This window comes from Marichromatium bheemlicum, assembly GCF_012276755.1.
Taxonomy (GTDB): domain Bacteria; phylum Pseudomonadota; class Gammaproteobacteria; order Chromatiales; family Chromatiaceae; genus Marichromatium; species Marichromatium bheemlicum.
The window spans coordinates 1-283 of the sequence record NZ_JAAXKX010000057.1 but is presented as its reverse complement, the minus strand read 5'-3'; the positions used below and the strand labels follow the sequence as shown (position 1 = coordinate 283).

The 283-nt window shown below is 60.8% G+C and carries 1 pseudogene; it reads left to right on the top strand.

Annotation, left to right across the window (positions count from 1 at the left end):
• Window positions 1-37 precede the first annotated feature (37 nt).
• A pseudogene (locus HF203_RS16135) lies at window positions 38-283 on the top strand (IS4 family transposase); the annotation flags it as partial.

Sequence of the window (283 nt, the reverse complement as noted above, 5' to 3'; positions counted from 1 at the left end):
CCAAGTGTTGCTTGCCGGGATTTCCGAGCCTGTCATCGTGATCGACTGGTCGGATTTGAAACGCGATCAGTCGCTACACCTGCTGCGTGCAGCGCTCCCCGTCGGTGGGCGTTCGTTGACGCTCTACGAGGAGGTACACCCACAGTCGCAGGTCAATACGCGCGCCGTGCAATCGCGCTTCCTACAACGCTTGGCCTCGCTACTACCGCCCGGGGTGGAGCCAATCATCGTTGCCGATGCAGGCTTTCGGGTCCCTTTCTACCGAGTCGTCAACGAACTCGGG